Origin of the sequence: Vibrio agarivorans (genome assembly GCF_030409635.1) — a bacterium.
Taxonomy (GTDB): domain Bacteria; phylum Pseudomonadota; class Gammaproteobacteria; order Enterobacterales; family Vibrionaceae; genus Vibrio; species Vibrio agarivorans.
This window is the reverse complement of record NZ_JAUFQF010000004.1, coordinates 2,353,658-2,366,515: the sequence shown is the minus strand read 5'-3', so window position 1 is coordinate 2,366,515 and position 12,858 is coordinate 2,353,658. Positions and strand designations below refer to the sequence as shown.

Here is a 12,858-nt window from a genome sequence, read left to right as displayed (position 1 = left end):
TTAATTGAAATTGACTGAGGCTGTAACAGATTCTGTGTAACTGCCGTTTAGTTAATGTGTTTCTCCAGGCGTTCCTCGAACTCGATAATAAACCGACTCATAGCTTGGCGCCAGTTTTGAATAGGCATTGTCCATTTCTTACTGGCGTCTTTGATTGCTAGATATACCATTTTGGTTGCGGCCTCATCATTCGGGAAGATCTTACGCTTTTTAAGTGCCTTGCGGATCACGCTATTGAGGGACTCAATTGCATTGGTCGTGTAAATTGCTCTACGAATATCTTCTGGGTAGCTAAAAAGGGTGTTGAGATTTTGCCAGTGATTGCGCCAAGACTTGGAGATTTGCGGATACTGGCTATCCCAGACTTCACCAAAGCGCTCCAGTTCAAGTAGAGCCTCATCTTCGGTAGCAGAGCGATACACTCGCTTCAGGTCGGCTGTGACCGCCTTGTAGTCCTTCCAAGACACATACTTCAATGAGTTCCGCACCATATGGACGATGCAAAGCTGAATATGTGTTTGCGGGAAGACGGTGTTGATCGCATCGGGAAAACCCTTCAAGCCATCGACACAAGCGATAAGAATATCTTCAACGCCACGTTGATTGAGTTCGGTTAGAACGCTCAGCCAAAACTTAGCCCCCTCATTTTCGGCTATCCACATGCCCATGAGTTCTTTCTGACCATCGGTGTTAATGCCTAAAGCAAGGAAGATCGATTTATTGATAATGCGTTTGTCTTGGCGGATTTTGACCACAATGCAGTCGAGGTAAACGATAGGATAGATGGCATCAAGCGGTCTAGATTGCCACTCCACGATTTCCTCCATCACTGCATGTGTGACGCGCGAAACTAGGCTGGGTGATATCTCTGCTCCGTACCACTCGTCAAAAGCATTCACTATATCGCGTGTGCTCATGCCCTGCGCATAGAGCCACAAGATCTTGTCATCCATAGAGGTAAATCGTGTTTGATGCTTTTTGACTAACTTGGGGTCAAAAGAACCAAGACGGTCGCGAGGGGTATCGAGTTCAAATTCGCCGTCTTCTGTTTTTACACGCTTGGTGCTCTTTCCATTACGGCTATTTTGGGATTTTGAGGGTTTGTGCTTTTCGTAGCCAAGATGCTCTTCCATTTCAGCGTTGAGCGCCGCCTCAACAGTGATCTTTTTGAGCATCTGGCTGAACTCAGTTAAGTCATCGGGAGTTTTAATTCCCTTTGCAGCTTCTTTAGCAAAAGCTTCAAGTGCTTTCTTATCCATGTGCCTATCCTTAGCCATTAAGGCTTTAAGTTTAGACAGTTACACAGAATTTAGGACAGTCTCAATTGACTTAACCATTTGTATACCTATTGAATAATGACTAACATTGTTTACCTTTAATAGGTTAAATCACAAAGCTGAACTTATTAATGCCTCACAGTTCCCGAGTTATGCTTCATCGTTCACACACTCACTACAGTACCAATAGAACGACTGTGACGAGTATTATCTTTTAGACGCTCTTACCTCTCCAGGGCCTATACTAAATGCTTTTTTAAAAGCTCGAGAAAATGCTGCTTCAGAGCGATAACCAACCAATGATGAGACAGCATAAATCGTTTCCCTATCAACGAGCCTTGACCATGCAACCTGCATTCGCCACCAAGTAACATATTCCATTGGACTCCAAGCCGATGTGTTCTTAAAATGAGTCGCGAAGGCTGTTCTAGACATCGCACATTCTTTGGCTAATCGCTCCACCGTCCACGGGGCTTCAGGAGCATTTTGTACGGCTAGTATTGCATTGGACAACTTTACATCGGCCATTAGTCTCAAAATACCTACTTCAAAGTGGCCCATTTTGATAAAAGAACGTATGGCTTGTATAAGCAAGGCTTCAGTGAGTTTTTTTATAATTAAATCACTCCCTAAATTATGCTCTTGGCTCTCAAGTTGAATAAGGTTAATCAAAGGCTCAACCCATCGTCTTACATTGCTATCATTACGAATAACCAGTACATCTGGGAGTGCTCTCATCAAGCTTTCTGCTTTGGTATTTTCATATGCAAAAGAGCCACATAAAATCCCTGTAGCACTAGCAATAATGCCTTGATTTGGAGAAATTCGTTCTTCTTCTTTTGATGAATTAAAACTTGGTTTCAAAGTGTGATGTACTTTACGCATGAAAATAATTAGATCCCCACGTGAAAGGTATTGGAGAGGCTTATCATTTAGCTCCAGAATACACTCACCGTGAGAAATTAAATGGAAGGATTTTTCATTCGTTTTATGCCCAAGCAACCATCCACCACAAAACTGTGCGTTCACTGAGATAGCAACCTTTAAGTTGAGTATGGACAGCATGGCAGATAGTGGGTCTTGGTAGTTTTTAGAATTAAGCATATAAAATCTCTGTAACGGAGGGTGAGTTTACACTATCGATAACCAGCTATTGCGATATCGTTCACTACCGACATAGGAACGTTTGGGGTTTCAGTCAAACATGAATAACGCTGACTAAGTCTATTTTTCGCTTGCTCGGTTTACAATAAAGCTCAGCGTTACAGCGACAATACTGAAGCCCACTACACCTCCCCAACCTGCTAGTTCAAACGATTGAATACCAGCATATGAACCAAACGCACCACCAAGATAATAGCCGAGCATATAGATACCATTGATACGGCTCTGAGCTTGTGGGTCAATAGAAAACACTCGGACTTGATTCGACACTTGAGCACTGAATACACCGAGGTCGATTAAAATAATACCGACAATTAAGCCAATTAAGCTATCAGCAAACAATCCTGAAATAATAAAACCAACCACGATAATGCTTAACGCCATACTAATCATATTGCGAGAGCCAAATCTACTGACGAGTGAACCTGACACCTTTGCTCCAACGACACCAGCTAATGCAATAACACCAAACATACCCGCTTGCTGAGCATTGTAGTTAAATGGTGATTCACTAACATGTAGAGCTAGCGTTGCCCAAAGCGCGTTGAATGAGGCAAACCACAGTGCCCCTGTTAATGCAGAGCTACGTAGAGCCGTGTGTTGCTTAATCAGGGTTGCCATACTTGCAACAAGTTTAGGGTAAGGGATCTTTGATGTTGGCGTATTTGTCGGTAAAAAGACATAGAGGAAAACACCAAAGAGAGCAGCAATAGTTGCAGACATCACAAAGACTGCACGCCACCCAAATTGTTCACCTACGAAGCCACTCACGGTACGTGATAGCAGAATACCAACGGTTAACCCCGTCATTAGAGTGCCGATCACTTTACCCTTTGTTTCAGGAGTGCTGAGTGATGCTGCAAAAGGGATTAACTGTTGAGTAATATTGGCACTTAGACCAATCGCAAAACAAGCCATAACCAGAGCAATCAAGCTTGATGCCGAAAATGCGACTAAAGATGAAAGCACCAAAAGCACAGAAAGGATTGCGATAAGACGCTTGCGTGGCAGAGTGTCTCCCAATGGAGATAGGAAAAGCAGTGCGGCAGCATAACCAATTTGTCCCGCAGCAGGCACAGAGCCAAGCTGTTCACTTGTTAAGCCAAGTTCTGCGCCAATCTTAGGTAGAATCGGTTGGTTGTAATAAAGATTCGCAGCAGTTGCCGAGACTGCGCTCGACATAAGAAACAAACGTCCTGTGCTCAGGGTTTCAATTTTCGTTTTAGACATAGTCAGACCTTAAATTGGCTCATCATTGAGATGTTTTATCGGAATGACTAAATTCTAGGGTAGGCAATTAAATAACAAAAATATTCATTTCATCTAGAATTAATACAAAAAATGTATAGATGGTTATTTCATTGCGAGTGCGATGCCATGTATCTGACTTTTTATCAATTCAGAGAAAGCTAGAGTTGATGGCGATTGAGAATGCAAATGGTGTGTCATGACCAATGTAATTTTCACATCAATAGAGTCAAGATCGAGAAAGCAGCAACCCTCACTTCTTAAATCTCTTATAGCATAAGGTACGATTGATACACCGAGCCCAGATGCAACTTGGGTCAGCACTGATTGCATGCTCTGTGGCTGTTTCTTTATCTTAGGTGAGAAGCCTGCCATACCGCATTGAGTAATGATGGTATCAAACAACCCTACAGCTTGTTCGCGTTCAAACAAGACAAAAGCGTCATCTTCCAACTGCTTCAAATTAATCGAGGACAGATTAGCAAGAGTATGGGTAATAGGGACTACTGCCATCAATTTATCAACATAGATATTGGTTGAAATATAGTCTTGTGACACAGCATCTGGTAAGGGACGAGAGAAACTGATATCAATGTCGCGCTTTGATAAGGCATCAGCCTGCTCAGAGGCCGTCATTTCGATAAGGTCAACATCTATATTAGGATTCTCTACAATATACTCCCGCACGAGTCTAGGTAAGAAGCTAAGCGTAGCACCACCAAGGTAACCAATCTTTAAACTTCCTATTGTCCCTTTAGATGCTTTAATCACCGCTTGTTTGGTTTTCTCTGTTTGAGCTATGATTTTAACGGCATCTTTTAGTAACTGCTCACCTGCTGCTGTAATGATAACTTCACGTGAGGTTCGAAAGAACAAGCTCGTACCGAGTTCATCTTCCAAGCTTGTAATATGGCGACTTATCGCTGGTTGCACTGTATGCAGTTCTTTTGCTGCTTTTGAAAAGCTGCGATGTGTCGCTACCGCGATAAAGCTTTTTAATAGTTTCAGTTCCATGTGCTCTCTACCACAACAGGGGGCTAACTGAGAACATTAGCGTGGGAGATTTCAAATATCAATTTTTCAGAATGCAGAGTACTAATGACTGTCTCAACTAACGAAGTTATTGCTAGCACGGCAATGGACAGATCTGCGTTACGATGACCTACCCGTCAGCACTAATCTGGATACAAATGAGTTTCGACAATCCAAGCATTAGCAAATCAAAAACTAGCGCAGATTAGGGGTCCATATGGGCTTTGTTGCGTAATTCGAACAGGAAACCAAACCGCCTGAAATTGAGTGATTCCTATACAACATACTGAGTTTCAGGCATACCAAGCCCTGTAAGCTTGTTCAGCGCTTTAATCATCGCGTAAGTCTCGCCAACCTGAGCATTGTAACTTCTTAAGCTTAATTTCCCCACCTAGTAGCTGTTTTACTCGGTACATTACTGTCTCTGATAGCGAGCGCTTATGATAGCCATACCGCTTTTTCCACTTCTTGTTGGAGCCGTAGAGCTTTTGGCAACCTACCGCTAAGTTACGAGGATGCCCTTGTTCCCAGAAGGCTGCTCCCTCTCTTGGCGGGATGAGCGCAACAGCTCGCTTGATCCGTATGGCATCATGGCAATTCCTTGTGTAATAAGCACCATCGCCTGATATCTCAATGATTTTACGACGTGTCTGCTTAAGCAAGTTGGGAAGTACTTCGGCATCGGTTACGTTAGATAAGCTCAGCTCTGCTGCGACTATTTCGTGGGTGCTAGTATCTACTGCGATATGCAGCTTACGCCAAACCCTACGCTTCCTGTCAGTACCATGCTTCTTGACCTTCCATTCACCTTCGCCATAAACCTTGAGACCTGTGGCATCAATGGCTAGGTGTTGTATCGCACCTCTGGTTTTAGTTTTAAATGAAACCTCAACTTCCTTAGCTCGACGGCTTATACAGGTGTAGTGCGGACAAACTAGCGGGGTGTTAGCCAGCTTAAATACCGAGTCTAGAAATCCTTGCAGTGCTCTCAACGGCATAGAGAATATGCGTTTCACCATCAGTGCCGTGGTAATGGCTAAGTCGCTGAATTGGCGAGGTCTGCCGCGCTTGCCTTGTTTGTTTTGCTTCCACTCAGCTATCGCTTCCTCATCAATCCAAAAGGTCAGAGAACCACGGTTTATTAAGGCTTTGTTGTACTGCGTCCAGTTAGTTGTTTTGTAACGAGGTTTAGGCATGAGGCTACGACGATTAATGGGTGTAGCCGATCAGATCGTAGCTTCTTGATTTAGTTCCATCGATTTAAGCAACAAAGCCGCACCAAGCAACAAAGATGCGGGTGTCGTGAAGACGATTAAATCACTACTACTGTAGATAAACGCTTTAGCTGAAAAGAAAAAGAGTCGCTGGTGCGACTCTTTTCGTTTTTGTTATTGGCTTTTAGACTCTAAGTCTGCCATCACAGCTTCTTTATTATCTAAATAACTATTAAGACCTTCAGAGCGTAGATGACATGCAGGGCAGTCTCCACAGCCATCGCCAATAATTCCGTTGTAACAAGTTAGAGTTTGCTCTCGAACTAATTGTAAGGCGTCAAACTTATCGGCTAGAGCCCACGTTTCGGCTTTGTTGAGCCACATCAGTGGTGTCACGATGTCTAGTTGACGATCCATTCCTTTAACTAGCGCGTCATTCATCGACTTAACAAACTCATCTCGGCAATCAGGGTAGCCAGAGAAGTCCGTCTCACAAACACCGGTAATGACTGACTGCGCGCCAATCTGGTAAGCGTAGATCCCCGCAAGCGTTAGGAAAAGAATATTGCGGCCAGGTACAAACGAGTTCGGCAAGCCATTTTCTTGCAGCTCATGGGAGACAGGAATGTCATCACGAGTTAGAGAACTGATCGCCAGTTCGTTCAATAGGCCCACATCCATTACTTTATGTGCTTTAACGCCTAAGGAGGCTGCCAGCTTTTGTGCTACTTCAATCTCTTGCTTGTGGCGTTGGCCATAATCAAACGTGATTGCATGTACTTCATCACACTGCTTTAATGCTTGAACAAGGCAAGTGGTCGAGTCTTGTCCACCGCTGAATACTACAACTGCTTTTTTCATTTCCCCTCTCCTTATGCAATGCTCAAGTATTTGTGAGTTTGAATCGAAAGACGCCAGTTTCTCTTAATACAGGTATCAATGCACAACTCTGTCGCGCGTGGCTTTTGACTGATTGGTTGTAAGGCGATAATCACATCTGAACGCAGCTCTACACCTGAGAGCAATTCATCAAGCTGCTCTATGTCTTTACTGGTGCCAACAGGATGCTTAATTTCATTGGCACGGCGCAGTGCTGATTCTAATACTGGCAGTTTACCTTTCATGGCAATCTTTGGTGACACGGTCACGTAAGTAGAATCTGTCGTACGTACTTCGCTGGTACCACTTGTTTCAATTTGGCAACGACACCCAATAACTTCAAACGCGAGTGCGAGTTCAGTCAAGTCGTAGATGCATGGCTCACCACCCGTAATGACAATGTGCTTAGCATTAAAGCCTTGCTGTTGATAAATCTCAACTAACTGCTGTGCTGTGGCTTGACACCAAGTTTCTGAATCCTGCTGCTTTGCAATCACTTCACCAAAATCGGTTTCATTTTGCGGTTCCGCTTCCCAGGTTTGCTTAGTGTCACACCAAGAACAACCTACAGGACACTCTTGTAATCGAATAAAAACAGAAGGCACGCCAGTAAAGCTGCCTTCCCCTTGGATTGTCTCGAAGATCTCATTGAGCTTGTACAAGGCTCACTCCGTTCATACATAGTTTAATTGCCTGCACCTTAATAGAGCTGGTAAAGAAGATCAACTCACTGCAACCTGTCACTTAGGTTTATCGTTCAACTTTCGCGCGATAAGGGTAGGAACATAGATTAACGTCAAAATTATCGGCATATACAACACCTCTACGAGCAGCGAAAAGACCGCACTCGAAGCTACAAACGTATGCAGGTACTCTGAAAGAAAGTAGCCCAGAGCGATACTCATAGAGGTCGCGACTGGATTAAGTGTAGCCTGCGCTAACGGTCTTTCGCCAAAGCACAGCATGATAAGCAATACCGTGCCTGAAAGTGCTGTTACCTGTAATAAAGAAGTGGCATACCACGTCCATGCAAATACGGCCGCCAACAACGTAAGCATTAACCATGCGGCCTTTGTCTGAGTTATCTTAGCCAGTTGTGTTTCTTGGGATACCGCCAATTTAAAGAAATGACGAGCGACAAAATAACCTAATACAACACCAAAGAGGATATCTGTTACAAACACCTGATACTGTAAGAACATGCCTAAACACGCTAAGAGTAACAGCACAAAACCACTGAGTAGTATCACTAATGGAATGTAGACTAGGCGAATGACAAACGTACAAGTGGCTGCTAACAGTGCTGCCCTGACGGATGGAAAGCTCAGCGCTATATTCTGCTCGGAAAGCAAACCTAGAAACTGCCCTGGGGCTGGCAGTGCAAAGCCAAACTTGGCAACAACCGCCATCAATACGGTAAGAAGTTGAATAAATAGAAGCTTTTGTGCGACTACAACACCACCTTTCCAAGCGGCGACAACAAGACTTAAACCTAAAAACACTGGCGAAAGTATCAGGTTACTAACCAATACACATAGCTCAATAAGCGACTTAAAGAGAGTTTGCCCCTCCGCCAGTTGATAGAGATTGCTCAATAGCCTCAGCTCAAACCTTTGCCACGCATTGCCGTTACTGACTAAATCTTCCACATACTGGATTGGATAGGAGGTCACTTCACTTACCCATTGGGTGATTGCTGGCCACTGCTCTGGATAACGATAGTCGCTTGCATCGACAAGGAGTGGCTCAATCGCCAGAACATCTTTCACTTCAATACCAAAATGGGGTGCAAACCACGCGGGTAACGCTTTACCTTTTAATCCCTGTCGATGTGAGAAGGCGACCACTTTTGACTGCGGAACACACTCGTAAACCACAGCGGTGTCGGTATATCCCAACTTTCGCACTGGGTTGACTACCAGCCCAGCCTCTTCCCATGTCTCTCGCTGCGCGGTGAGCTTAGGATCTTCCCCTTTTGAGATTGTACCGCCCGGTAGTGACAATTTACGGCTAAAGGTCTCTTTTACCATCACGACTTTATGATCGGCATGGACAATACACAAAGAGCCTCTCACACCATTGGGGACAGAAAAATCCTCGGCTTGCAGTAGTGAGCTAAACAAAAAAAGCAGTAATGCTATCCATAGCGGCTGTTTCAAAATGGACCTCGAAATTTAGATTAAAGGTTTTAGGTTAATGGTTTAGCTAAACAGTGTATGTGATTCACAAAACCAAGACGGCGATAAAACTCAACACCGGCAGTGTTGCTATCCCACACCTCTACGAACAAGTATTTCGCACCATAATGGGTAAAATCGCGCTGCATACGTTCCAATAATTGCGCTCCAACACCAAACCTTCTATAAGCGCTCAACACATACAGCTCATCGATGCTCCCCATCAACACAGGTTGACTGACGGGGGATTGATACTGACCAAAATACCCTGATACAAAAGCAATCACTTGTTGTTGATGCTCGGCAACCAATACAAGGCACTCTGGGTGATCAATATAGTGGGCGATAGATTTTTCTATCTGGTCCGCTGGTTTAAATAGCTCTGCATACATCTGATGGTGCTCGTCGTGCAGACAATACATCATCTCATTCAGCGCCTCTAAGTCCGTCGTGGTTGCAGCTCGAATCACCAGATCTACCTGGGATAAACTATTTTTATTCATTGGCATAACTCGTTACTTGTATGGATTTTTGCCACTGCTTTGGAATCGCTCGCCACTTACGCCTCATCACCGCGATCGTCTTAGCGGGTACATCGTGAACAGACTCATACTCGCCGTTCACCTCGATTATTTCTACACGTTTATCCAATGACCTTGCCATCTTTAAATAAGGTTCTATTTCCCAAAGCTGCACAAACGTATTTGAAACCACTACGTTGAGTCCACAGTTGAGCGCTTGTAAGCTCGCAGTTTGGCACCAATCATGTGCTTGGGAAAGCTGCATAGGGTCAAACACATAATCGCCTTGTTCATTGACGAAATACATATCGGCTTCAAAATGTTCAGCCGCATAATCCGCGGCCAGCTGTTTAGCCAGTGTTGATTTCCCTGAACCCGGTAGACCACGAATAAGTGTGAGAGCTGCGCTTGTTGCTGGAGCCATGTTCTGCCTGTAAATGCACAATAAGATATTGATTCAATAATATGTGATTTAGCTATCGACATAAATCACCGTTTACGTTAAGTTTGGATGTATAGACGTCCAGAAAGCTTAGGGAGTAAAGCTGTGCCAATCAAGATACCTGATCAATTACCTGCCTCCGATGTCCTTCGTAACGAAAATATCTTCGTTATGCCAGAGACTCGCGCTTCTACGCAGGAAATTCGTCCTCTCAAAGTTCTGATCTTAAACTTGATGCCAAAAAAGATTGAAACGGAAACGCAATTTTTACGACTGTTATCAAATAGCCCGCTTCAAGTCGATGTAGAGCTACTGCGCATTGATAATCGACCGAGTAAGAACACTCCTGTCGAACACCTCGACACTTTTTATCGCCAGTTTGAGATGGTGAAAGACAGAAACTTTGACGGATTGATTATTACAGGCGCGCCACTTGGTCTTGTTCAGTTTGAAGATGTGATCTATTGGGATCACCTTAAAACCATTATGAACTGGGCCAAAGAACATGTCACATCAACCTTGTATGTCTGCTGGGCTGCACAAGCTGGCTTGAAGCTACTGTATGACTTGCCCAAGCGCACACGCAAAGAAAAACTGTCGGGCGTATACCACCATGAAATCCATCATCCCTACCACCCTATCCTACGTGGCTTTGATGATACCTTCTTAGCACCTCATTCGCGGTTTGCTGATTTCTCATCGCAGTTTCTCGAAGAGCATACTGACCTCGACATTCTCGCAACTTCCGATATGGCTGGTGTGTATTTGGCGGCAACCAAAGATAAGCGTAACGTGTTTGTCACAGGCCATCCTGAGTACGATGCCCTAACACTGCACAATGAATACACACGTGATCTTGGCGAAGGGATGGAGCCGGCGATCCCTGTGAATTACTATCCTAACAACTGCCCAGACAACAAGCCCAATGCCAGTTGGCGCAGTCACGGTCACTTGTTGTTCGCAAACTGGCTAAATTACTGTGTTTACCAACAAACGCCTTACGATCTTGATCACTTCAGTGAAGCTAACTTTACTAAGGATGATTAGTCGAAGTTCATAGGTGTTCAACACCGACATACAGAGACAAAAAAGGCATGCTTGAGAGCATGCCTTTCATTTTTACATTATCGAGAGAAGATTCTATCGGTACTCTTTCTCTGTGTTCATACCCATCAACAGGCTGACACACATCGCCAATAGCACGAAAGTGAATGGCAGTGCAGTAGAGATAGCGCCCGCTTGCAGTGCTTCTACCGCTTGCGTGCCACCAACCCATAGTAGAGCGGCTGCGATAGCACCTTCCATAAATGCCCAGAAACAACGTTGCAGAACAGGTGCGTCTACTTTACCGCCAGCGGTGATGCTATCAATAACCAGTGAGCCTGAATCTGAAGAGGTGATGAAGAACACCATAACCAGAATTACAGCAATAATCGAAAGCAGAGTGCTCATTGGCATCACGTCGAACATTTCAAACATCGCTAGTGATACATCGGTAAGGCCTTTCGCACCAAGCTGACCAACATTGTTGACTACCTGATCAATCGCTAGACCGCCGAACACTGACATCCAAATAAGCGTCACAGTGGTTGGAACGATAAGAACCGCTGTCATGAACTCACGTACAGTACGACCGCGAGAGACTCGTGCGATAAACATACCAACGAATGGCGACCATGAAATCCACCAAGCCCAGTAGAATACTGTCCAGCCATGCATCCAAAGCTCATCTTCACGGCCATGTGGATTACTAAGAGGAATAAAGCTTTCAACATATCCCATCAAAGTCGTTGGTAGTGAGCCCATTGCTACCGCAAAGCCAAGCGCTGCCACCAAGAACAATAGAAGGAAAGCCACAATCATGTTGATGTTACTGATGACTTTTACACCGCCATCAATACCACGTAATACAGAAGCGACAGCTAGAAGCGTTACCACTGCAATCACGATGATTTGAAGTGTTAAACCTGCTTCAAAACCAAACACATGTTGAATACCGCTTGCCGCTTGCTTAGCACCAAGGCCAAGCGATGTCGCCAGACCAAATAGCGTCGCTAGCACGGCGAGAATATCCACGACGTGACCAGGCCAACCCCACGCTCTATCACCTAAAATCGGGTAAAAAATAGAGCGAATAGAGAGTGGTAAGCCTTTATTGTAGGTAAAGAACGCTAAAGACAATGCCACTACACCGTAGATAGCCCAAGGATGAAGGCCCCAGTGGTACATAGTAGCGCCAAGCGCCGCTTTCGCCGCTTCTGGTGTGTTTGGCTCTACCGCAAGTGGTGTCTCATACCAGCCTGTGAAGTAAGCAACGGGTTCTGCCACACTCCAGAACATTAAGCCGATACCCATACCGGCTGCGAAAAGCATCGCTAACCACGAGAAAAATGAGTAATCTGCCGTGGCATCTTGACCACCTAAACGGATTTTGCCGTAAGGCGTTACAATTAGAGCTAAACAGAAGACAACGAAGATGTTACCTGACCAAATAAACAGCCAGTCAAACGAGCCAATAATCTGCCATTTGATACCATCTAACGCCGCTTTTGCATCACCTGCGTCCATCACCATTGCGGCAATGAGAAACAGTATGATGAAACCTGCACTTACGCCAAACACAGGGTTATGGACATCAAACCCCCACTTCTGAACGTTATCTTGACCGACAGTATAATCTGTACTGTCGATACTGTATTTATCTATACCTTTAGTCATTTGACCCTCTACTAATTCCGTGTGAGACGTGAGTCCTTGAGTTGCATTGTTGCTCCCCACTTTCTCAAATCACTTTGAGTACAAATCATCAGAAAATAAATTTGTACGCAAAGTCACTTATCTCGTTTTGGATGTCCTCTTTCATCAACTGATTGATAAAAATAGAAATCCGCGCCTATTGTACAA

Annotated in this window: 11 protein-coding genes and 1 pseudogene; 1 reads left to right on the top strand and 11 read right to left on the bottom strand. The window is 44.5% G+C overall.

Features of this window, described 5'->3' with window-relative positions:
• Positions 1-47: 47 nt before the first annotated feature.
• The 10 genes and pseudogenes from QWZ05_RS19390 to QWZ05_RS19345 all read right to left on the bottom strand — a co-directional run bounded on the left by QWZ05_RS19390 (position 48) and on the right by QWZ05_RS19345 (position 9,936).
• Complete coding sequence (locus QWZ05_RS19390; RefSeq protein WP_290296716.1) at positions 48-1,259, bottom strand: IS256 family transposase; 1,212 nt, start codon at positions 1,257-1,259, stop codon at positions 48-50.
• A 225-nt stretch (positions 1,260-1,484) separates the two neighbouring features.
• Positions 1,485-2,381 (bottom strand): AraC family transcriptional regulator, encoded by an 897-nt coding sequence (locus QWZ05_RS19385; protein WP_290300137.1) that lies wholly within the window; start codon positions 2,379-2,381, stop codon positions 1,485-1,487.
• A 120-nt stretch (positions 2,382-2,501) separates the two neighbouring features.
• Positions 2,502-3,671: an MFS transporter gene (locus QWZ05_RS19380; protein ID WP_290300135.1), complete on the bottom strand. Its 1,170-nt coding sequence runs from the start codon at positions 3,669-3,671 to the stop codon at positions 2,502-2,504.
• A gap of 123 nt (positions 3,672-3,794) precedes the next feature.
• Positions 3,795-4,703 carry a LysR family transcriptional regulator gene (locus tag QWZ05_RS19375; RefSeq protein ID WP_264877392.1) on the bottom strand — a complete coding sequence of 303 codons (909 nt, stop codon included), beginning with the start codon at positions 4,701-4,703 and terminating at the stop codon, positions 3,795-3,797.
• Between the two features lie 292 nt (positions 4,704-4,995).
• A pseudogene (locus QWZ05_RS19370) lies at positions 4,996-5,917 on the bottom strand (IS5 family transposase).
• A gap of 192 nt (positions 5,918-6,109) precedes the next feature.
• Positions 6,110-6,796 (bottom strand): 7-cyano-7-deazaguanine synthase QueC, encoded by a 687-nt coding sequence (gene queC, locus QWZ05_RS19365; RefSeq protein ID WP_264877390.1) that lies wholly within the window; start codon positions 6,794-6,796, stop codon positions 6,110-6,112.
• Between the two features lie 11 nt (positions 6,797-6,807).
• A complete protein-coding gene (queE, locus tag QWZ05_RS19360) occupies positions 6,808-7,476 on the bottom strand; it encodes a 7-carboxy-7-deazaguanine synthase QueE (protein WP_290300133.1) in 669 nt (222 codons plus the stop codon).
• A gap of 78 nt (positions 7,477-7,554) precedes the next feature.
• Positions 7,555-8,973, bottom strand: coding sequence for an NUDIX hydrolase (locus QWZ05_RS19355; RefSeq protein WP_290300132.1), 1,419 nt, complete (start codon positions 8,971-8,973; stop codon positions 7,555-7,557).
• 29 nt (positions 8,974-9,002) lie between these two features.
• Positions 9,003-9,494: a GNAT family N-acetyltransferase gene (locus QWZ05_RS19350; protein WP_290300131.1), complete on the bottom strand. Its 492-nt coding sequence runs from the start codon at positions 9,492-9,494 to the stop codon at positions 9,003-9,005.
• Positions 9,487-9,936 carry an ATP-binding protein gene (locus tag QWZ05_RS19345; protein WP_264877386.1) on the bottom strand — a complete coding sequence of 150 codons (450 nt, stop codon included), beginning with the start codon at positions 9,934-9,936 and terminating at the stop codon, positions 9,487-9,489. The genes QWZ05_RS19350 and QWZ05_RS19345 overlap by 8 nt, the downstream gene beginning before the upstream one ends.
• A gap of 123 nt (positions 9,937-10,059) precedes the next feature.
• On the opposite strand from QWZ05_RS19345, the gene metA reads away from it, so the two are divergent.
• Positions 10,060-11,001: a homoserine O-acetyltransferase MetA gene (gene metA, locus QWZ05_RS19340; RefSeq protein WP_290300128.1), complete on the top strand. Its 942-nt coding sequence runs from the start codon at positions 10,060-10,062 to the stop codon at positions 10,999-11,001.
• A gap of 93 nt (positions 11,002-11,094) precedes the next feature.
• Here metA and QWZ05_RS19335 read toward each other — a convergent pair whose 3' ends face one another.
• The gene (locus tag QWZ05_RS19335; RefSeq protein ID WP_264877384.1) at positions 11,095-12,672 is read right to left on the bottom strand and encodes a BCCT family transporter; all 1,578 of its coding nucleotides are present in this window, start codon (positions 12,670-12,672) and stop codon (positions 11,095-11,097) included.
• Positions 12,673-12,858 lie beyond the last annotated feature (186 nt).

Bases quoted from the DNA above. Each gene is read 5' to 3' on its own strand.
- QWZ05_RS19345 (WP_264877386.1), bottom strand. From the start codon at position 9,936: ATGGCTCCAGCAACAAGCGCAGCTCTCACACTTATTCGTGGTCTACCG.
- QWZ05_RS19390 (WP_290296716.1), bottom strand. From the start codon at position 1,259: ATGGATAAGAAAGCACTTGAAGCTTTTGCTAAAGAAGCTGCAAAGGGA.
- QWZ05_RS19335 (WP_264877384.1), bottom strand. From the start codon at position 12,672: ATGACTAAAGGTATAGATAAATACAGTATCGACAGTACAGATTATACT.
- queC (WP_264877390.1), bottom strand. From the start codon at position 6,796: ATGAAAAAAGCAGTTGTAGTATTCAGCGGTGGACAAGACTCGACCACT.
- QWZ05_RS19385 (WP_290300137.1), bottom strand. From the start codon at position 2,381: ATGCTTAATTCTAAAAACTACCAAGACCCACTATCTGCCATGCTGTCC.
- QWZ05_RS19380 (WP_290300135.1), bottom strand. From the start codon at position 3,671: ATGTCTAAAACGAAAATTGAAACCCTGAGCACAGGACGTTTGTTTCTT.
- QWZ05_RS19350 (WP_290300131.1), bottom strand. From the start codon at position 9,494: ATGAATAAAAATAGTTTATCCCAGGTAGATCTGGTGATTCGAGCTGCA.
- QWZ05_RS19375 (WP_264877392.1), bottom strand. From the start codon at position 4,703: ATGGAACTGAAACTATTAAAAAGCTTTATCGCGGTAGCGACACATCGC.